Source organism: Blastococcus sp. SYSU DS0541 (assembly GCF_054050875.1).
Window position 1 is genome coordinate 100838 of the sequence record NZ_JBJHAD010000007.1, and the last position, 18691, is coordinate 119528.

Below are 18691 nucleotides of genomic sequence, written 5' to 3' on the forward strand. Positions count from 1 at the left end.
TCAGCCGCTGCGGCCGAGCCGGGAGGACAGGGCGTGCGCCAGCTTGGACGCGCGCGGCGAGGGGCGGGCGCCTGCGGCGAGCAGCGCCTCCGCCACGGCGGCGAGCACCGCTTCCGGGCCGTCGACGAGCTCGACCTCGAGCTCCCGCCAGGTGCGCACCTCGGGCGTTCCACCGGCGGCCTCGGCGGGCACCGTCGCGGTGACCGTGTCGTCGGCGAGCTCGGCCAGCACCCGGCCCTCCGCGTCGCGGAGCTCGCGCACCACCCGGCGGGTCAACATCGTCACCACCGGCGCGGGCACCTCCCCGGCCAGCAGACCGCCGATCACCTCGAGCAGCTCGGCCGGCGCCACGTCGGCGCCGCCGGCGAGCGGCGCGTGCAGCTCCCGGCGGGCCGAACCCGCCGGCAGCTTCAGGTGCCAGCCCTCGTCCGGCCCACCGGTGCGCCGGCGCAGCGTGATCCGGGCGCGCACGAGCCGGAGGTCCGGGGTGTCGTGGTACACCGCCGCCAGCTCGTGCACCACCGGCTCGGCGACGACCGCGACGCCGTCGACGCCGTCGAGAGCCGGCACGGTGAACCCCTCGTCGACGTCGAACTTGCACTCGACCTCGAGCTGCTCGGCGACCACGGCACGACCGTAGGGCACCCACCGGGCGGCGGCCCTCCGCGCCCTGGCTAGCGTGGCGGCCATGGCCCGGACCCACGCCGACCGCCGGTGGGCCGTCGCGGCGGCCACGCCGTGGGCGGTGTGGGCGGTGCTGCGCCGCACCGGTGCCGAGCGCGGCTTCCCCCTCGTGCCGGCGCTGGCGTTCACCCCGTACGCCGCGGCCACCGCCGTGCTGCCCCTGGCCCTGGCGGTGCGGGCGCGGTCCCGGGGGGCCGCGCTGCTCGCCGCCACCGCGGCCGCCGTGCTCGGCGCCGCGGTGCGCTCGCACCGGGGCCGGCCTCCGGTGGAGCCGGCGCCGGAGGGGCTGCGGGTGCGGCTCGCCACCGTGAGCCTGCGGCTGGGGCTGATCCCCGCCGAGCCGGTCGTGGAGCTCGTCCGCCGGCACGGGGTCGACGTCCTGGCGGTGCAGGAGCTCACCCCGGAGGCCGAGCGGCGGCTGACCGCCGCCGGCCTGGCCGAGCTGCTCCCGCACGCCCACGTCGTCCCGGCGCGGCCGGGCAGCGTGCCGGCGGCCTCCGGCGCCGTCTGGAGCCGGTGGCCGGTCAGCGACCGGAGCGCGGCACCCGGCGGCTTCGAGCAGCCCACCGTGCGGCTGCCCGCGGGCTCGGGGCCCGAGCTCGAGGTGACGGCGGTGCACAGCCGCCCCCCGGCGCCGTCACCGGCCGCCGTCCGCGGCTGGACCGAGGACCTGGCCGCGCTCCCCGCCCCCGAGCCGGCGGTCCTGCGCGTGCTGGCGGGCGACTTCAACGCCACGCTCGACCACGCGGCGCTCCGGGCCGTGCTCCGCCGGGGGTACCTGGACGCCGCCCGGGCCGTCGGCGAGGGGCACCGCTGGACCTGGCACCCGCTGCGCTCCCCGCTGCCGCGGCTGGGGCTGGACCACGTGCTCGTGGACCCGCGGCTCGCCGTCGCCGGATGCACGTTCGTGCCGGTCCCGGGCAGCGATCACCGGTCGGTCGTGGTGGACCTGGTGCTGCCCGGCAGCTGACGGGCGCAGCACCGATGTTCACCGACCCCGCCCGGTGGGCAGCCTTTGACCTGGTGGCGCGCGGCCGAGCGCGCCCCACGGAGGGGAGTCGACCCATGTTGAGCGAGCACGAGGTCACCGCAGCGATCGGCAGCACCGCGTACGGCGACGGAGGCGACAAGCTGGGCACCGTCGAGCACTTCTTCGTCGACGACCGGACCGGGGAGCCGACCTGGGTGGCCGTGACCACCGGGCTGTTCGGCACCCGCCACTCGATCGTCCCGGCACGGAACGCCTCCTGGGAGGACGGCCGGCTGCGGCTGCCGGTCACCGCGTCCGCGGTGACGAGCGCCCCGGCCATGGAGGGCACCCACCTGGCCCCGGCCGACGAGGAGGAGTTGCGGCGTCACTACGGGCTGGCCGGTGAGCAGGTCGCGACGTCGGCGGGCGGTCACCACGAGCAGCGGGACGCCGCCGGGGCGCCGACCCGGGAGGGGGCGCCGGCGCACGGCACCATGACCCGGAGCGAGGAGAGGCTGCGGGTCGGCACCGAGCAGGTCGCCGCCCGCCGGGTCCGGCTGGTGAAGTACGTGGTCACCGAGGAGGTCCAGGTCACGGTGCCCATCCGCCGGGAGGAGATCCGGCTGGAGGAGGTGCCGCTCGACGGCGCAGCGACGGCCGGCGACACCACGGCCGGGGAGTCGCTGGTGCCGGACGACGCCCCCGCCACCGGCCTGCCCGACGAGATCGTGCTGCACGCCGAGCGGCCCGTGTTCGGCGTCGAGGTGGTGCCCGTGGAGCGGGTGCGGCTGCGGACCGAGGTGGTCGACGGCCACGAGACGGTGACCGAGCAGGTGCTGCGGGAGCAGATCTCCGTCGATCGGGACGACACCCCGCCCCGCGGCTGAGCGCGGGGCTCAGCCGCGCCGGTCGGGCAGGAACTTCAGCTTCTCGCGGGTGGCCGCGACCTCGTCGGCGTCGACGTCGCCGAGCACGAGGGTCTCGGTCCCCGCGGCGGTGGCCAGCAGCTCCCCCATCGGGCTGACGATCCGGCTGTCACCGGTGTGCTCGGTGCCGTCCCCGGCGGTGCCGACGCGGTTCACCCCGACCACGTAGGCCTGGTTCTCGATCGCCCGCGCCTGGAGCAGCGTCTGCCAGTGGTGGCGGCGGGCGGCCGGCCAGTTGGCGACGACCACGTACAGGTCGGTCTCGAGGGCGGCGCGCCAGAAGACGTCGGCGAAGCGCAGGTCGTAGCAGATGAACGGGGTGATCCGCAGGCCGCCGACCTCCACGGTGACCGGCCCGTCGCCGGGGCGGAACCGCTCGTGCTCGCCGCCGTGGGTGAACGGGTGCAGCTTCCGGTAGCGGTGGGTCGTGCCGTCCGGGCCGGCCAGGACGAAGCAGTTGTAGGGCAGTTGCGCGCCCTCGGCGATCTCCGGGCAGCTGCCGCCCACCCACACATCGTGCTCGGCGGCCTGCGCGGCGAGGAACGCCGCCGACGGACCGTCCTCGGGCTCCCCGATGCCCGGCGTCATCGAGAAGCCGGTCGAGAAGGTCTCGGTGAGCAGGACCAGGTCGGCGCCGGCACCGGCGGCCCGGGCCACCTGGGGGGCGAGCCGCGCGAAGTTGGCCTCGCGGTCCTCCCAGACGATGTCGTGCTGCACCGCAGCCACCTTCATGCCAGCCTCCTCAGCCGCTCGACCGCCTCGGCGAGGACGGCGTCGCTCTTGCAGAACGCGAACCGGACCAGGTGCCGCCCCAGGGAGGCGTGCTCCGGGGTGTAGAAGACCACGGTCGGGATGGCGACGACGCCGGCGCGCTCCGGCAGCGCCCGGCAGAAGGCCAGCCCGTCGCCGTCGGGTTGCACCCCGCGGACGTCGACGGTCGCGAAGTACGTCGCCTGCGGCGCGATCACGGGCAGCCCGGCGTCCCGGAGCCCGGCGACGAGGACGTCGCGGCGGTACTGCAGGTCGCGGGCGATCCCGTCGAAGTAGGCCCCCGGCAGCCGCAGGCCGGCGGCCACGGCCGGCTGGAACGGGCCGCCGTTGACGTAGGTGAGGAACTGCTTGGCGGTGCGGACGGCGGCCACCAGCGGCGCCGGCCCGCAGACCCAGCCGATCTTCCACCCGGTGACGTTGAAGGTCTTGCCGGCGCTGGAGACGACGAGGGTGCGCTCGCGCATGCCCGGCAGCGTGGCCAGGGAGACGTGCCGGGCACCGTCGAACACCAGGTGCTCGTACACCTCGTCGGTGACCACCGTGAGGTCGTGGTCGCGGGCCAGCCCGGCGAGGACCGCCAGCTCGTCGGCGGTGAGCACCGTGCCGGTGGGGTTGTGCGGGGAGTTGACCAGCAGCAGCCGGGTGCGCGGGGTGATCGCGGCGCGCAGCTCGGCCTCGTCGAAGGTCCAGGGACCGGCGCCGTCCTCCGGCGGGTGCAGCGGCACCGGCCGCACCACACCCCCGGCCATGGCGACAGAGGCGCTGTAGCTGTCGTAGATCGGCTCGAAGAGCACCACCTCGTCGCCGGGCTCGAGCAGCGCGAGCATCGCGGCGGCCAGCGCTTCGGTGGCCCCGGCGGTGACCAGCACCTCGGTGCCGGGCTCGTAGGAGGTGCCGGTCCAGCGCTGCCGGTGCTCGGCGACGGCGGTCCGCAGCTCGGGGATGCCGGGGCCGGGCGGGTACTGGTCGGCGCCGGTGCCGATGGCTTCGCGGGCGACGTCGAGGACCTCCGGCGGGCCCGGGTAGTCGGGGAAGCCCTGACCGAGGTTGACCGCCCCGGTGGCGACGGCGAGCGCGCTCATCTCGGCGAAGATCGTCGTCCCGAACCCGCGCAGCCGGGACGCCAGCGGTGCGGTCATGCGGCTCCCTCCCGGGGTGGTTCCACGTGGACCGGTTACTTGATGCGGACGTCCTCGTGCCCGTCGATCCGGACGACGTCGCCCGAGCGCAGCTGCCGGCCGCGGCGGTCCTCGGGCTCACCGTTGACCAGGACCGCGCCGGAGACCAGCACGTCCTTGACCTGGGCGCCGGTGGGGACGGCGTCGACCAGCTTCAGGAGCTGGCCGAGCCGGATGCTGTCCTCGCCGGGACGCAGGTCGACGGTGCGCACGGGCCTCAGTCTGCCGTCCGGCGCAGCTCGTCCCCGACCCGGACCCGCCCGGGGGTCAGCACCGCGGCCCGCACGGCCAGCAGCCCGTCCCGCTCGCGGTGCACCGTCTTGAGGACCGAGGTGTCACGGGGGAGGCCGCCCGGTTGGGGGCGGGTGGTCATCACGCAGCGGGGGATGCCGGTGCCGAAGCGCAGCCGCGCCCCGCCGAGGTGGGCCGCCGTCCCGCGGAGCGCGTCCTCGCCGGCCCCGTCGAGGACGACGTTGGCCCGGAAGCGGCGGCGGTCCCACGCGCCCAGCGTGCCGGTGGAGACCAGCGACAGGCGGATCCGCGGGCTGTCGTGGAAGGGTCCCGGGGCGCCCTCCCACTGCAGCCACTCGGCGGGGTCGGGCTCGTCCTCGTCCGCGGCGGACTCGTAGGTCGGGACGTCGGCGTCGTCGTCCGGCGCCGCCCGCAGCTCCACCCGGCGGCCCAGCCAGCCCGACAGCACGAGCTCGTCCTCGGTGGTGGTGCCGTCGGGGAGCACGACCTCGACCCCGCCGCCGCGCCGCAGCCGGGCCGCGCCGAAGAGGAGCTCGGGCACCCGGCGGGCGGTGAGGCCGAAGCCGGTGTCGCGGTCGAAGAGCGCCCACCGACGGTCGCCCTCGATGCCGAGCGGGCCCACCTCGGCCTCGGTCAGCTGCTCTCCCTGCAGCGACTTCACGGGGTAGCGCCAGAGCTCCCGCACGCGCACCTCAGCCCACCGGGGTCCAGGCCAGCGACCAGGTGCCGGACCACTCCCGGCCCGGGTCGAGCACCACGAGGTCGGCGCCGTCGGCGAGCGCGTTCGGCGGGCAGGTCATCGGCTCGACGGCGAGGCTGCGCCGCCGCTGGCCCTCGGGGAGGGTGTCGCCGGTGTAGACCTGCAGCCAGGGCCAGCCCTCGTCGGCGGAGACGGCGAGCTCGCCGGCGCTCCCCCGCAGCCGCACGTGCCACCAGCCGTCGTCGTCGCGGTCCAGGTCGGTCAGCGCGGTGTCCAGCGCCCGGTCGCCGATCCGGCCGACGGCGCCGTCGTACGGCCGCCGCTCACCCGTCGGCAGGCCGCCGTCCAGCACCAGCTCGGTGCGCGCCGGCAGCGCCAGCTCCGCCTCGCCGATCCCGCCGTCGCCCACCTCCCCCACCGAGAGGTAGGGGTGGAACCCGGCCCCGAACGGCGCCGGGCCGTCGCCGGTGTTGCGCACCCGCAGCGTGCTGGTGAGCCGGTCGGCGGTGAGGACGTGGTCCACCGCGACGGCGAGCCGGAACGGGTAGCCCGGCTGCGGCTCGAGCGTCGTCCCGACCGTGACGGAACCGCCGGCCGCGGCGAGCACCGTCCAGGGCTGCCAGGTGACCAGCCCGTGGATCGCGTGCGGCTCCTCGGTCGACCGGACGTCGAGCTGCAGCTCGCTGCCCTGCCAGCTCCACCGGCCGTGCCGGAGCCGGTTGGGCCAGGGCACGAGGGTCGCGCCACGCCAGCCGGGGAGCACCTGCCCGGCCGGGTAGCCGTCCAGCACCTCCCAGTCCCGGACGGCGAGCCGGCGGAGCGTGCCGCCGCGCAGGTCGACGGCGAGGCGGGCGTCCCCTGCGGTGAGCTGCACCTCGGTGCGGTCGGTGGCGGGCCAGGCGTCGGGCATGCCGCCACCTCACCACATCGTGGCCCGGCTGCCCTGGCGAGATCTGCACACCGGCCCCCATCCGGCCGTCGACGGGGGCGAGTGTGCAGATCTGGCGCGCTCAGGGGTGGTAGGTCACCTGCTCGGCGAACTCCAGCACCTGCTCCCGGGTGAACGCGTCGGGGACCTGGAGGGTGAAGGCGGTGCCGTCGTCGAACTGCGCCTGGAGGAACCAGCCCCGGTCCCGGGGCCCGTTGTCGACCCGCACCAGCGCCGCGGGCCGGCCCTGCACCGTCACGTCCAGCTGCGGGCCCACCGGCCCCGTGAGGGTCTCCCGCAGCCGGTCGAGCGGCGCGACGTCCTGCGGCAGCGGCACGTGGACGGTGAGCGTCTGCTGCTCGTAGGCGTCGTTGACCAGGGTGAGCACGCGGCCCATCTTGTAGAACTGCACCGACCAGCCGGCCGGGGCGAGCCCGGCGGTGAGGGTCGCCGGCTGCGGGCGGTCGACCAGCGATCCGGCGAGGGCGACCAGCTCCGCCGTCCGGCTGTACCGGCCCTCGCCGGCCATGACCACCCACTGGTCGTCCCGGCGCTCGAAGAGCAGCTCGGCGAACCGCACCTGCGCGCACGTGCTCAGCCCGTCCTCGCAGGCCACGTCCCGCGACCCGCGCACCAGCTGGGCGCTCGCGCCGTCGACGGTGACCTCGGAGCGCTCGGTGACGTCGGCGTTCTCGAAGGCGTCGTTCCACCAGTCGGGTTCGTCCTCCTCGACGCCCACGGTGAACCGGTCGGCGCCGTCCGCCGAGCCGTACTCCGCGAAGCCGGCCGAGTCCCCGTCGCCGGAGAACGCCGGTGTCATGCCGGCCGGCGCGGGCTCGAGCGAGAGCGGGAAGGTGGGTGTCGCGAACTCGACGAGGGTGACGCCGGTGGCCGGGGTCCCGGGGCCGTCGGGGGCGGCGATCACCACCGCGGCGGTCCAGGCGGCGGCCACCGCCACGGCCGCGACCCCCGTGCGGACGACGAGCCCCCGGCTGGGGCGACGCCGGGATGGGGGGCCCTCGATCTCGGCGAGCAGCGCGGCGCGGGCGGCGGAGCGGGCGGCGGGGGAGAGCGGCGGGGCCTCGGGCCCGGCCTCGCGGAGCAGCGTGAGGTCGTTCATCGGTCCTCCTCCTCGGAGGTCGGCGCGAAGGGGGAGACGTCGCCGAGGGCGGCGCGGGTCTGGCGGCGGGCGCGGTGCAGGCGGGAGCGCACCGTCCCGACGGGGACGTCGAGGACGGCGGCGATCTCCTCGTAGCCCAGCTGTCCCCACGCGAGCAGCAGCAGGGCGTCGCGGTCGCGGGGCTCCAGGCCGGCCAGGGCAGCGGCGAGCGGGCCGCGCAGCGCCTGGGCGTCCAGCCGGCCCGAGGCGTCGCCCGGGTCTTCCCCCGGGCGTTCCGGCTCGGCGGCGGCCCGGGCCAGCGCCCGGTACCGGCGCTGCTCGCTGCGCCGGTGGCCCCGGACGACGTTGGTCGCGATGCCGAGCAGCCACGGCCGGACCTCGAGGTGCTCCGCCCGGTAGGCGGCCCGGCGCCGGAATGCGATCAGGAAGGTCTCGCTCAGCAGGTCGTCGGCCAGCTCGCCCACCCGGCGGCCCAGGTAGCGGTGCACGGCCGCGGCGTGCCGGTCGAACAGAGGGGCGAACTCCGCCGGGTCCTCCACCGAGCGGGCGATCAGCTCGGCGTCTCCGGGGAGGGCGTCGGGCAGCGCCCGCAGCCGTGGGGGCTCGGCGGGTGGACCGGCGGACCGGTGCATCGCCGTCGGGGTCACGGCAGGTGATGATCCGGCCGCGATCGGTGAAGTCGTCACACCCCTTGATGACCGGTGCGGCGGAACCGGTTCACGCGGCCCCGACCTGCGCCACATCGGGGGATCGGGCCGTACCGGGGGCCCGGTCCGCCGCGTCTCGCGGCGCAGCGCTCAGCTGCAGTTCTCCTCGGCGTAGGCGGAGACGGTCTCGCCGGCCTCCCCGAGCTCCTGCAGTTCCTCCAGGGAGAGGTCGCCGCTCTCCATGGCCTCCTCGAACCGGCCCTCCGACGGGAATACCTCCGCCATGGTCTCCACGGCCTGCGCGACCTCGGCGCCGGCCTCGTCGGGCACGGTGCCGGCGAGCTCCTCCAGGGCGGCCTTGATCTCGGCGGCGTCGCTGTCGCCGAGCTCGTCGATCGACGCGTACCGGTCGCAGAAGTCCTCGACGCTCGCGCCGCCGCCGCAGGCGGAGAGGGAGAACGGCAGGGCGGCCACCGTGGCGGCGACGGCCAGCCTGCGGATGCGCATGGGGATCCCTTCGTCGAGCAGCAGGACCCTGGCGTCCGACCGCGGGCGGTGCGTCGCTCCACCCTCACACACCCGGCGGCGGACCCGGGTCAGCGCGGAGCAGGCCGGACCGACCGCTCGAAGAAGAGCGAGCCCACCGCATCCGGGTCGCCCACGTAGTCGCCGAAGGCCCGGATCGGCCGGTAGCCGGCGCCCGAGTACAGCCCGATCGCCTCGGGCTGCTGCGGGCCGGTCTCCAGCCGCAGCGTCGTCCAGCCCCGGGCCCCGGCGGCCTCCTCGAGCGCGGCGAGCACCGCCTTCGACACCCCGCGGCCGCGCGCGGCCGGGACCACGTACATGCGCTTGACCTCGGCCACGCCGCCGCCGAGCTCGCGGAGCGCGCCGCAGCCCAGCGGCGTCCCGTCGTCGTCCCGGGCCAGCAGCACCACCGCGACGTCGGCCGCCGAGGGGTGCGTGCCGGGCTCGTCCTTGCCGCCGTATCGGGCCCGGACCTCGGTCTGCTGGTCGGTGGTGAGCCGCCGGACGTCGGGGTCGTCCCAGGCAGCCGCCTCGATGATCACGGGCCCGATCCTGCCAACGGCCCGCGGGCGCTCCCGGAGGTACGGTCCGCTGGACGCCCCACCGCGAAGGAGCACCGTGCCGGTCGACCGCGAACTGCCCACGTCCGAGGCCGAGGACCTGCTGGCCCTCACCCGGGAGATCGCCGACGCCGAGCTCGCCCCGAAGGCGGCGTCCTACGAGCGCGAGGAGCGCTTCCCGCGGGAGGTGTTCCGCCTCCTGGGCGACGCCGGGCTGATGGGGTTGCCGTTCCCCGAGGAGGTCGGCGGCGGCGGGCAGCCCTACGCCGTCTACCTGCAGGTGCTGGAGGAGCTGGCGGCCCGCTGGGCGAGCGTGGCGCTGGGGATCAGCGTGCACACCCTCGCCTGCTCCCCCATCGCGCACTACGGCACCGAGGCCCAGCGCCGCGACCTGCTGCCCGAGATGGTCGGCGGCACCCTGATCGGCGCCTACTCCCTGTCGGAGGCCCACGCCGGCTCTGACGTCGCCGCGATGCGCGCCAGCGCGACGCCGGCCGAGGACGGCTGGCTCGCGCGTGGGGAGAAGGCGTGGGTGACCCACGGCGGGCACGCCGACTTCTACTCCACGTTCCTGCGCACGCCGGCCGACGGCGAGCGCGCGATCTCCTGCTTCCACCTGACCCCCGACCTGCCCGGCTTCAGCGCGGCGAGGCCCGAGGAGAAGATGGGGCTCACCGGCTCCACCACCGCCGCCATCCGGCTCGACGACGTGCCGGTCCCGGCCGACCGCCTGGTCGGCGAGCCCGGCCGGGGCATGGCGATCGCGCTGGGCGCGCTGGACGCCGGGCGGCTGGGCATCAGCGCCGTCGCGGTGGGGCTCGCGCAGTCGGCCCTCGACGTCGCCGTCGCCTACGCCGTGGAGCGGGAGGCGTTCGGCCGCCCGATCGCCGAGCACCAGGGCGTGCAGTTCCTGCTGGCCGACATGGCCGCCGCAGTCGAGTCCGCGCGCGCCACCTACCTGGTCGCCGCACGCCGCAAGGACGCCGGCAAGCCGTTCTCCCGCCAGGCCAGCATCGCCAAGCTCGTGGCCACCGACGCCGCCATGAAGGTCACCACCGACGCCGTCCAGGTGCTGGGCGGGGCCGGCTACACCCGCGACCACCCGGCCGAGCGGTACATGCGCGAGGCGAAGGTCATGCAGATCTTCGAGGGCACCAACCAGATCCAGCGGATGGTCATCGGCCGCCACCTCACCGCAGGGGCCGTGCCGCCGGCCGGCTGACGGGTTCCACGTGGAACCGGTGACAGCTGTCAGTGGTCCCGGCCGGTGCCCCGGGACCAGACTGGTGTCCCCGAGCGAGGAGAGCACCGTGTCCCAGCCCCACCTGCGTGCCGCCGACTCCGACCGCGCCGCCGTCGCCGCCGAGCTGGGCCGCGCGATGTCGGAGGGCCGGCTGACCGTCGCCGAGTACGACGAGCGGCTCGCCCGGGCCTACGCGGCCCGCACGTTCGGCGAGCTCGCCGAGCTCACCACCGACCTGCCCGCGCCGGCCCCGCAGCCGGCCCCGCAGCCGGCAACGGCGCGGTCGGCGCACCCGGTACCCGCGTGCGGCAGCCGGGGGTACGGGGGCCTCAGCCACCAGCAGGTCGCCTGGGGGTCGTGGTCCAGCACCGCGGTGATCGTGCTGCTCGTCTGGGGGATCACGTCGCTGGCGTCGGGCGAGTTCCTCTACTTCTGGCCGTTCTGGGTGATCGTGCCCTGGGGCGCCTTCTTGCTGATGGGCCAGGCGTTCGCCGGCGGTCGCGGCGACACCGACGAGAAGCGCCCGCACGCGGTGCACGGCCGCTGACGGGGAGCACCAGGTCCCGCCCCGACCAGCCGCCGAGCGTGACGGCGCACGGGATCGTCCTGACCGGCGCACGCCACGGCGGCCGCCCGCTCACCCCTCCGGGTGCCGGAGCCCTCAAGGTCCCCGAGAGTGATCCCGACAGCTCACCCGTGTCCGCTCCACCGAGCTCGCTGACGTCCACCGCCGTATCCGCGCCCGTTGCGGACCCGGCACGCGTGGCCGCGGTCAGCAGCTACCGACTGGCCGGACACGACGCCGTCGCCGAGCTGGACGCCCTCGTCGCGCACATGGCCCGGGCGCTGGACGTGCCGATCGCGACGATCAACCTCGTGAGTCCCGACCTGCAGTGCTACCCCGCCGAGCACGGGGTGGGCGTGCCGCGCACCCATGTGCGTGACGAGGTCTCCTTCTGCGCCCATGTCGTCGCCGGACGGGCGCCGATGACGGTCCCCGACGCCCGGGTCCACCCGCTCTTCTCCGCCAACCCTCTGGTCCGGGCCGGGAGCATCGCCGCCTACGCCGGCGTGCCCTTGATCGACGAGGACGGGTTCGTCCTCGGTGCCCTGGCCGTCTTCGACCACAGACCGCGCGCGTTCACCGACGCCGACCACGACGTGCTGCACACCCTCTCCGGGCTGGTCCGCGTCGTGCTCTCCCTGCGGCGCCGGGCGGCTGCGCAGGCCTGGAACGCCCGGCTGCTGGCCGCCCAGGGCCGTGCCCTGGAAGAGATGACCACCGGTCGGCCGCTCGCGACCACCCTGGACCTGCTCGCGGCCACCGCACGCGATCTCGCCGCGGATGCCGACCAGCAGCAGCTGCAGGTGCTGCGGCGGACCGTCGACCGGCTCTCCGCCCTCGCGACCGAAGCCGCCCAGTGGCGGAGCACGACCGAGCGCATGGCCCGGCAGGACCCCCTGACCGGCCTGGCCAACCGGAACTGCTTCACCGAAGCCGGCGCCGCAGCGCTCGCCGGGGGCGGGGCGGTGCTCTTCATCGACCTGGACCGGTTCAAGGACGTCAACGACCGCGGCGGCCACGCCCTCGGTGATCAACTGCTCATCCGTCTGGCGGGTGCGCTCCGCGAGCGGGTGACGACCGTCGCCCCCGACGCCGTGATCGGCCGCCTCGGTGGGGACGAGTTCGCCGTGGTCCTCCCCGGGACGGACCGCACGGCCGCCAGGCAGCTGGGCCACGACCTCCTCCACGTCCTCAGGGACGAGGTCCGGGTCGGGCGGAGAACCGTCCTGGTCTCGTGCAGCATCGGGGTGGCGATGGCGGCACCGCGTGCGACGTTCGACGACGTCCTCCGCGCCGCCGACAGTGCCATGTACGCGGCAAAGGACGCCGGCCGGGGACGCGTCCACACCGTCAACTGCTCCTGACGGCAGCCGGGACCACCCCGACGACGCCCGGTGCTCGCCCTCCGGCGCCTGCCCCGTCGATCGACGAGGCCGGAGCTCCGCGGGGTCGGGACCGGGCTCCGGCCCGCAGCGCGTCATGACCGCGGCGTGCGGCGGCACCCTTGCGGAGGAGGCCGGCGGCTCAGGGTCTCAAGCAGGAACGCGATCGGCCGATACCGGCTGAGAAGGCCGGAGCCCGGGCTGACCGTCAGCGCCGGGCCGGAGAGGACGGGAGGGCACCGTGGACGAGGCGACACCACTGGCGGGAACCTCCACGATCACCACGCGGCTGCTGCTGCGGGTGGTGGCGGCGCGGGGCGGCGAGGGTGCCGTCGACCGGGTGCTCGAGCGTGCAGGTCTGGCGGACCGGCGGACGTTCCTGCAGGGCCTCCGAGGGCGGGTGTCGTACCCGGAGAAGCTGCGGCTGTTCGACGCAGCCGCCGAGGAGCTCGGTGACCCGCGGATCGGGCTCGCCCTGGGCGAGGCCGCCATGTCGGACCCCGCAGTCATGGCGCTGCGGCGCGTGCTGACGACCTTCGGGACCACCGCGGGGCTGCTCCGACAGGTCTCGCGGATCTCCACCCGCCTCGACACCTCCGCGGTGTTCCGCTGCGAGTCCGCCACGGACGCCGCGGCACGGCTGACCTGGCGGGTGCTGCCGCCGCACCACCCCGGACGCGTGGACTGCGACTACAACATCGGGGTGCTCCGCAAGGCCCCGGTGCTCTTCGGCCTCCCGCCGGCGGTCGTCGAGCACTGGGCCTGCCAGGTCGACGGTGCCCCGCGGTGCGAGTACACGGTCACCTGGCAGGAGCCACCCCTGCCGTCCCGGTGGGGTGGCCGCGGCCGCAGGCGCCGCCCGGCGCCCCACGCGCCGGTCGCGGACGCGGCGGAACGGCTGCACGACCTGCAGGAGGCCACCACGGACCTGCTCAGCGGGGACTCCCTCGAGGAGACCCTCGACCGCGTCGCCGCACGTGCGGACCGCGCCGTGCACGCTCCCGGCTACGTGCTCGACGTCCGACTGCCCCACGGCAAGCGGCACGTGCGCTCCCGTGGCCTGGGCTCCTCGGTGCTGGCCGCGCTCGGGGAGCGACGGCTCGAGGTCGGATGCCGGGAGGTCGGCGGCACGGCCGTGCTGTCCGTGCCGGTCACCTCCGCGACGCGGGACTACGGAGTCCTCGCCGTCGTCGCCTGGCCCGGCCAGGAGCCCTTCCCGGGCGACGTCGAACTGCTCACCGCCTACGCCCGGCACGCGGCAGCCGCCATCGAGATGTCGGCATCGCTGACCGAAGCACGCGAGCAGGAGGAGACCGCACGACTGCTGCTCAGCGTCGCGCGGTCGCTCGCCGGCCGGCGGGAGGCACGTGAGGTCGCCCAGACCGTCGCCGACGCCGTCCCGGCGCTCTGCGGCGCCGACCGCTCCGCGGTCGCCCTGTGGGATCCCGGGATGCAGGCGGTCTGGATCGCCGGCCTGAGCGGCTGGCCGCCGGGGCCGGCCGAACACCTGGCCGGATACGTGACCACCACGGAGGAGAGCCCCGAGCTGTGCGAGCTGATCGCCGTCGGGGCGCCCATGCTGGTCGACCGGTCGAGCTCGGCCTGGGCCGACGAGGTGCTGGGCCACTTCGGCGTCACCGCTCTGGGCGGGGTGCCGATCAAGGTCGACGACCGGCTGGTGGGGATCGTCCTCGCTCACTGGGTCGACAGCACACCGCCGACCGCCCTGGGCGAGGGGACCACCGAACGCCTGTGGGGCCTGGCAGGCCTGGCCGGCGTGGCCCTGGACAACACGCACCTGCTCGACGAGATCCGGCACCGGGCCGCGCACGACCCGCTCACCGGCCTGCCGAACCGCGCCCTCCTGCACGCGCGCACGAAGAGGGAGCTGAGCCGTCCCGGTGACCCGGCCGGCCGCACCGCCCTGCTCTTCTGCGACGTCCGCCGGCTCAAGCGCGTCAACGAGAGCCTCGGGCACGGCGCCGGCGACGAGGTGCTCCAGGAGGTCGCCCACCGGCTGCGGTCAGCGGTCCGCGACCACGACACGGTCGCCCGGTTCAGCGGCGACGAGTTCGCCGTCCTGCTGCCCGGCACGTCCGAGCCCGGCGCCCGGGAGGTGGCCGACCGGGTCCACCGGTCCCTGGCGGCCGCGGTGCGGGTGGGACACGACGAGGTGTTCGTCGACCTGGTCATCGGCGTCGCCGTGGCGGAGTCGTCCGGGGGCGTGCGCGACGGCGCCGCCGACGACATGGCACAGGACCTGCTGCAGCGCGCCGAGGAGGACATGCACCGCTGCAGGACCGGTCCCGCGGCGCCGGAGGAGAACGGGCAACGGACCCGGGAGCGCCTGCGCCTGGAGACCGATCTGCACGGCGCGGTCACCCGCGGGGAGATCGGCGTCCACTTCCAGCCGCAGATCGACCTGGCCGACGGTCGCATCGTCGCCGTCGAGGCGCTGGCGAGGTGGCAGCACCCGGTCCTCGGGAACATCCGGCCCGACGTCTTCGTCCCCCTCGCCGAAGCCAGCGGCCAGATCCAGGACATCGGCGGTCACGTCCTGCTCGAAGCCTGCCGGACGCTCGCGGCCTGGCGGGCCGACGGACTCGACCTCGAGGTCGCCGTGAACGTCTCCACCGTCCAGCTCACCGATCCCGGTTTCGCCGGGTCCGTGATCGGCGTCCTGGCCGAGACCGGGCTGCCCGCGCGGTCGCTGACCCTGGAGGTCACCGAGAGCCAGGTGCTGACCGAGGTGGCCACCCGCCACGGCCACCTGGAGCACCTCCGCGCCCTCGGTGTCGGGATCTCCGTGGACGACTTCGGGACCGGGTACTCCTCGCTGGCCCAGCTCCAGCGGCTGCCGGTGAGCGAGCTGAAGATCGACCGGTCCTTCACCGCTCAGCTCATCGGGTCGGCACCCTCCTCGCCGCTCGTCGCCGGGATCATCGGCCTCGCCCACGGCCTCGGCCTGCGTGTCGTGGCCGAAGGCGTGGAGACGTGCGCCCAGTCCGGGGCGCTGCACGGCATGACCTGCGACCGGGTCCAGGGCTACCTCTACGGCCGTCCTGCCGAACCCGCTGCCGTACGCGAGCTCCTGCTCCAGCAGGCGGGCAGCGTCCCCGTGCTTCGGTGACCGGAAGACCCGCCCCGACACGGCAGCGGCCCCCGGGAGATCCCGGGGGCCGCTGCCGTACGCCTGGTGGGCAAGGGGGGAGTTGAACCCCCACGTCCTTTCGGACACACGGACCTGAACCGTGCGCGTCTGCCATTCCGCCACTTGCCCTGGCGAGGGAAGACAGTAGCAGCCGCGGACGGCTCCGCCGCCGAGGGGGTTCCGACCTCGGCACGCGGGAGACGACGTGCGGGGCGTCGCACCTTCCTGGGCGGTCAGCCGCCTCCGGCCCGGCTACGATCACGGATGGCAGAGTGGGACGTCCGGCGAGCGCAGAGGAGCGACTGTGGGTGTGCTGCAGCGCTTCGAGCGCCGGCTCGAGGGGATGGTCGGCCTCGCCTTCGCCCGCCTCTTCAAGGGCAAGGTGCACCCCGCCGAGATCGCCAAGGCGCTCCAGCGCGAGGCCGACGAGCAGCGCTCGATCGTCGGTGAGGGTCGCGTGCTCGCGCCCAACGTCTACGTCGTCCGCCTCGGCGAGACCGACTTCGAGCACCTGGGCCAGTGGTCCGACCAGCTGGCCGGCGAGCTCGCCGACATGGTCACCGAGCACATCGAGGACGAGGGCTACCAGGTCTTCGACAAGGTCACCGTCGAGCTCGAGAGGGACGACGCGCTGACCACCGGCGTCTTCGAGGTCAGCTCCCAGGTCGCCGACCCGGCGCGCCCCCACGCCCGCGCCGACGCGCCCCCGATGGCCTCCGCGCCGGTGCCGGGCCACCCGCCGCTGCCCCCGCTCCCGGCGCTGCGCGGGCGGATGGCCACCGACACCGGCAAGCAGAACCCCTCCGTGCTCGGCCGCGCCGGCTCGCGCACGTCGACGACGCACGTGCTCCTCGTCGACGGCCCGGGCACGCGCCACGAGCTGACCACCGGGCGCAACGTGATCGGCCGCGGCACCGAGGCCGACATCCGCATCCCCGACACCGGCGTCAGCCGCAAGCACGTCGACGTCGTGCTCGACGGGGACGTCGCGACGGTCGAGGACCTGGGCTCCACGAACGGCACCCTCGTGAACGGCCGGCGCGTCAACCGCCAGGCGCTCAGCGACGGCGACGTCATCCGCATCGGCCACTCGGTGCTCGTCTACCGGCAGGACGGGGCGTGACCGGGTCCGTGCGGTCACAGCACTCCGGCATCCGGGAGCACGCCCTCCGCCGCGGTGCCGGGCAGGTGCCTGCGGGGGTGCGGCCGTGACCGAGCTCGTCGTCCAGATCTTCCGCTTCGGGTTCCTCCTGCTGCTGTGGTTGTTCATCTTCGCCGCCTTCCGCGTGGTCCGCGCCGACCTCTTCGGCGGCCGTCCCGGCCGGGTGGCCACCGTGCCGCCGCGGGCCTCCGCGCCCAAGAAGCGCGGGCACCGCGGCCCCAAGTCCCTGGTCGTGACCGCCGGCCCGCTGACCGGCACCAAGATCACCCTGGGTGACCAGCCGATCCTCATCGGCCGGGCCGACGACTCGACCCTGGTGCTCACCGACGACTTCGCGAGCTCCCGGCACGCCCGCCTGACCAACCGGGGCGGCCAGTGGTACGTCGAGGACCTCGGTTCCACCAACGGCACCTACCTGGACCAGCAGCGCGTGCAGGGCCCGCTGCAGGTCACCCCCGGCCAGCCGATCCGCATCGGCCAGACCGCACTGGAGCTGCGTTCGTGACGCTGGTTCTCCGCTACGCCGCGCGTTCCGACCGCGGCCTCATCCGCGGCAACAACCAGGACTCGGTCTACGCCGGGCCCCGGTTGCTGGCCGTGGCCGACGGCATGGGCGGCCACGCCGCCGGTGACATCGCGAGCAAGGTGGTCATCGCCGCCCTCGAGCACCTCGACGACGACACCCCGACCGGCGACATGCTGCAGTCCATGCGCGCCGCGGTCCACGAGGGCAGCGAGCACCTCCGCGAGGTCATCCGGGAGTCACCGCAGCTCGAGGGCATGGGCACCACGCTCACCGCGATCCTCTTCGCCGGCGGCCGGCTCGCGCTCTGCCACGTCGGCGACTCCCGCGCCTACCTGCTCCGCGACGGCGAGTTCAGCCAGATCACGCACGACGACACCTTCGTGCAGACGCTGATCGACGACGGCCGCATCACGCCGGAGGAGGCCAACCACCACCCGCAGCGCTCCCTGCTGCTGCGCGCCCTCAACGGGCAGGAGGTGGAGCCGGACCTCTCCATGCGCGAAGCCCGCGCCGGCGACCGCTACCTGCTCTGCTCCGACGGCCTCTCCGGCGTCGTCAGCGAGGAGACCCTCGCCGACGCGCTGCAAAACCCGGACCCCGAGGCCACGGCCGACCGCCTGGTCGAGCTGGCGCTGCGCAGCGGCGGACCGGACAACATCACCGTGATCGTCGCCGACGTCCTGGAGGACACCGGCGGCAACGGCCGGTTCGACCCGGTCGTGGACGGCGCCGCGGGCGACAACGTCGGCCAGCGCGAGGTCGACCCGCGCTCCGCCGCCGGCCGGGCGGCCCTCGCCGACCAGGCCTCCGCTCCCCCGCCGACACCCACACTGCCGACGGGCGGCGGCCCCTCCGCCCGCCGCCGCCCGATGCGCATCCTCCTGGTGGCGGGGGCCCTTCTCACCGTGCTGGTGGCAGGGGCGATCGGCATGTACGTCTGGGCGCTCAACAACTGGTTCGTGGGCGTGAACGGTTCCGGCGACGACCAGCAGGTCGCCGTCTTCCGCGGGCTCGACGTCTCCCTCCTGGGGGTGGACCTCCACCGGCTGGACCGGGGCACCGACCTCGCGCTGGCCGACCTGACCTCGGCCGCCCGCAACCGGGTGCTCGGCAGCATCACCGCGGACGACTCCGAGGACGCCGAGCGGATCGTCGACGCGCTCGCCGACCAGCGGCTGCCGCTGTGCCGGTCGACCGACACCGCCGCGGCGCCCCCGGACTCGCCGACGCCCCCGGTCGCCGCACCGACCACCGCCCAGGAGCCCGCCCCCGGCGACGCCGCCCTGCCCGAGGTGCCCGCGCCCGGGGAGACGACGGACACCGCCTCGTCGGCACGGACGGCCTCGTCGCCCGTGCCGGGGGTGGACTGCCGGGAGGCCGACTAGTGAGCGCCGCAGGCAC

The 18691-nt window shown here is 75.4% G+C and carries 19 protein-coding genes and 1 tRNA gene; 9 read left to right on the plus strand and 11 right to left on the minus strand.

Annotation, left to right across the window (positions count from 1 at the left end; translation table 11 throughout):
• Positions 1 to 627, minus strand: a complete 627-nt coding sequence (locus tag ACI794_RS10025; protein WP_456604126.1) for a CYTH domain-containing protein — start codon at positions 625 to 627, stop codon at positions 1 to 3.
• A 61-nt stretch (positions 628 to 688) separates the two neighbouring features.
• On the opposite strand from ACI794_RS10025, the gene ACI794_RS10030 reads away from it, so the two are divergent.
• Positions 689 to 1654, plus strand: coding sequence for an endonuclease/exonuclease/phosphatase family protein (locus ACI794_RS10030; protein ID WP_456616298.1), 966 nt, complete (start codon positions 689 to 691; stop codon positions 1652 to 1654).
• Positions 1655 to 1749: 95 nt separating this feature from the next.
• On the plus strand, positions 1750 to 2541 hold the full coding sequence (locus ACI794_RS10035; RefSeq protein WP_456616299.1) for a DUF2382 domain-containing protein: 792 nt from the start codon (positions 1750 to 1752) through the stop codon (positions 2539 to 2541).
• A gap of 9 nt (positions 2542 to 2550) precedes the next feature.
• On the opposite strand, the gene ACI794_RS10040 is transcribed toward ACI794_RS10035, so the two are convergent.
• The 9 genes from ACI794_RS10040 to ACI794_RS10080 form a co-directional block, all read right to left on the minus strand.
• On the minus strand, positions 2551 to 3312 hold the full coding sequence (locus ACI794_RS10040; protein ID WP_456616300.1) for a nitrilase-related carbon-nitrogen hydrolase: 762 nt from the start codon (positions 3310 to 3312) through the stop codon (positions 2551 to 2553).
• A complete protein-coding gene (locus tag ACI794_RS10045) occupies positions 3309 to 4490 on the minus strand; it encodes a pyridoxal phosphate-dependent aminotransferase (RefSeq protein ID WP_456604122.1) in 1182 nt (393 codons plus the stop codon). The genes ACI794_RS10040 and ACI794_RS10045 overlap by 4 nt, the downstream gene beginning before the upstream one ends.
• Positions 4491 to 4525: 35 nt before the next feature.
• The gene (locus tag ACI794_RS10050) at positions 4526 to 4741 is read right to left on the minus strand and encodes an RNA-binding S4 domain-containing protein (protein WP_456582173.1); all 216 of its coding nucleotides are present in this window, start codon (positions 4739 to 4741) and stop codon (positions 4526 to 4528) included.
• A gap of 5 nt (positions 4742 to 4746) precedes the next feature.
• Complete coding sequence (locus ACI794_RS10055) at positions 4747 to 5466, minus strand: MOSC domain-containing protein (protein WP_456616301.1); 720 nt, start codon at positions 5464 to 5466, stop codon at positions 4747 to 4749.
• 7 nt (positions 5467 to 5473) lie between these two features.
• Complete coding sequence (locus ACI794_RS10060; RefSeq protein WP_456604120.1) at positions 5474 to 6391, minus strand: aldose 1-epimerase family protein; 918 nt, start codon at positions 6389 to 6391, stop codon at positions 5474 to 5476.
• Positions 6392 to 6491: 100 nt separating this feature from the next.
• Complete coding sequence (locus tag ACI794_RS10065) at positions 6492 to 7529, minus strand: hypothetical protein (protein WP_456616302.1); 1038 nt, start codon at positions 7527 to 7529, stop codon at positions 6492 to 6494.
• On the minus strand, positions 7526 to 8176 hold the full coding sequence (locus tag ACI794_RS10070) for an RNA polymerase sigma factor (protein WP_456616303.1): 651 nt from the start codon (positions 8174 to 8176) through the stop codon (positions 7526 to 7528). The genes ACI794_RS10065 and ACI794_RS10070 overlap by 4 nt, the downstream gene beginning before the upstream one ends.
• A gap of 150 nt (positions 8177 to 8326) precedes the next feature.
• Positions 8327 to 8683, minus strand: coding sequence for a hypothetical protein (locus ACI794_RS10075; RefSeq protein ID WP_456604117.1), 357 nt, complete (start codon positions 8681 to 8683; stop codon positions 8327 to 8329).
• Between the two features lie 89 nt (positions 8684 to 8772).
• Positions 8773 to 9243: a GNAT family N-acetyltransferase gene (locus tag ACI794_RS10080; RefSeq protein ID WP_456604116.1), complete on the minus strand. Its 471-nt coding sequence runs from the start codon at positions 9241 to 9243 to the stop codon at positions 8773 to 8775.
• A 76-nt stretch (positions 9244 to 9319) separates the two neighbouring features.
• Here ACI794_RS10080 and ACI794_RS10085 point away from each other — a divergent pair, with 76 nt between their 5' ends.
• The 4 genes from ACI794_RS10085 to ACI794_RS10100 all read left to right on the plus strand — a co-directional run bounded on the left by ACI794_RS10085 (position 9320) and on the right by ACI794_RS10100 (position 15581).
• The gene (locus ACI794_RS10085; RefSeq protein ID WP_456604115.1) at positions 9320 to 10483 is read left to right on the plus strand and encodes an acyl-CoA dehydrogenase family protein; all 1164 of its coding nucleotides are present in this window, start codon (positions 9320 to 9322) and stop codon (positions 10481 to 10483) included.
• An 88-nt stretch (positions 10484 to 10571) separates the two neighbouring features.
• A complete protein-coding gene (locus tag ACI794_RS10090) occupies positions 10572 to 11051 on the plus strand; it encodes a DUF1707 SHOCT-like domain-containing protein (RefSeq protein WP_456604114.1) in 480 nt (159 codons plus the stop codon).
• Positions 11052 to 11266: 215 nt separating this feature from the next.
• Entirely contained in the window at positions 11267 to 12433 is a 1167-nt protein-coding gene (locus tag ACI794_RS10095) for a diguanylate cyclase domain-containing protein (RefSeq protein ID WP_456604113.1), read from the plus strand.
• A gap of 259 nt (positions 12434 to 12692) precedes the next feature.
• On the plus strand, positions 12693 to 15581 hold the full coding sequence (locus ACI794_RS10100) for a putative bifunctional diguanylate cyclase/phosphodiesterase (protein ID WP_456616304.1): 2889 nt from the start codon (positions 12693 to 12695) through the stop codon (positions 15579 to 15581).
• Between the two features lie 64 nt (positions 15582 to 15645).
• Here ACI794_RS10100 and ACI794_RS10105 read toward each other — a convergent pair.
• Positions 15646 to 15731: transfer RNA gene (locus tag ACI794_RS10105), tRNA-Leu, on the minus strand.
• 175 nt (positions 15732 to 15906) lie between these two features.
• On the opposite strand from ACI794_RS10105, the gene ACI794_RS10110 reads away from it, so the two are divergent.
• The 3 genes from ACI794_RS10110 (at position 15907) to ACI794_RS10120 (ending at position 18675) form a co-directional block, all read left to right on the plus strand.
• Positions 15907 to 16725 carry an FhaA domain-containing protein gene (locus ACI794_RS10110; protein ID WP_456616305.1) on the plus strand — a complete coding sequence of 273 codons (819 nt, stop codon included), beginning with the start codon at positions 15907 to 15909 and terminating at the stop codon, positions 16723 to 16725.
• Positions 16726 to 16810: 85 nt separating this feature from the next.
• A complete protein-coding gene (locus tag ACI794_RS10115; protein WP_456582184.1) occupies positions 16811 to 17269 on the plus strand; it encodes an FHA domain-containing protein FhaB/FipA in 459 nt (152 codons plus the stop codon).
• The gene (locus ACI794_RS10120) at positions 17266 to 18675 is read left to right on the plus strand and encodes a protein phosphatase 2C domain-containing protein (RefSeq protein WP_456616306.1); all 1410 of its coding nucleotides are present in this window, start codon (positions 17266 to 17268) and stop codon (positions 18673 to 18675) included. The genes ACI794_RS10115 and ACI794_RS10120 overlap by 4 nt, the downstream gene beginning before the upstream one ends.
• Positions 18676 to 18691 lie beyond the last annotated feature (16 nt).

Excerpts from the sequence above, each read along its gene's own strand:
- ACI794_RS10030 (WP_456616298.1), top strand. The coding sequence starts at position 689 with ATGGCCCGGACCCACGCCGACCGCCGGTGGGCCGTCGCGGCGGCCACG.
- ACI794_RS10035 (WP_456616299.1), top strand. The coding sequence starts at position 1,750 with ATGTTGAGCGAGCACGAGGTCACCGCAGCGATCGGCAGCACCGCGTAC.
- ACI794_RS10040 (WP_456616300.1), bottom strand. The coding sequence starts at position 3,312 with ATGAAGGTGGCTGCGGTGCAGCACGACATCGTCTGGGAGGACCGCGAG.
- ACI794_RS10045 (WP_456604122.1), bottom strand. The coding sequence starts at position 4,490 with ATGACCGCACCGCTGGCGTCCCGGCTGCGCGGGTTCGGGACGACGATC.
- ACI794_RS10060 (WP_456604120.1), bottom strand. The coding sequence starts at position 6,391 with ATGCCCGACGCCTGGCCCGCCACCGACCGCACCGAGGTGCAGCTCACC.
- ACI794_RS10065 (WP_456616302.1), bottom strand. The coding sequence starts at position 7,529 with ATGAACGACCTCACGCTGCTCCGCGAGGCCGGGCCCGAGGCCCCGCCG.
- ACI794_RS10075 (WP_456604117.1), bottom strand. The coding sequence starts at position 8,683 with ATGCGCATCCGCAGGCTGGCCGTCGCCGCCACGGTGGCCGCCCTGCCG.